Annotated in this window: 1 protein-coding gene; it reads right to left on the bottom strand. The window is 55.3% G+C overall.

Translation table 11 applies throughout. From position 1 onward, the window contains the following. Window positions 1–262: NAD-binding protein (locus L9G74_RS21050; protein ID WP_238898705.1), on the bottom strand; the 262-nt coding region annotated here is incomplete at both ends.

Here is a 262-nt window from a genome sequence, read left to right as displayed (position 1 = left end):
GCATCTTCTTGAGGTTCAAGGTGACCGATTGATCGGCGTTGACGGTTAAGTCCTTGGGCAGGTACGGGGTCAACTTTTCAATCGTTGAGGCCTCCAGTTGGGCAACGGTGTGTTCAAGGGCCCGGAAAGCATCGCGGCGGTGAACCAGGTAAACTTGCTCAGCCACGTCTTCTAGCATCAAAGCCATGTCGATGGCGGCGTCCCCACCACCGAGGACGGCAACGCGTTGGTCCTTAAAGTCTTCCTTGTGGTTGGCAAAGTA

It is taken from the genome of Shewanella electrica (assembly GCF_022321485.1).
GTDB lineage: Bacteria > Pseudomonadota > Gammaproteobacteria > Enterobacterales > Shewanellaceae > Shewanella > Shewanella electrica.
This window is presented reverse-complemented; position numbering and strand designations above follow the sequence as displayed.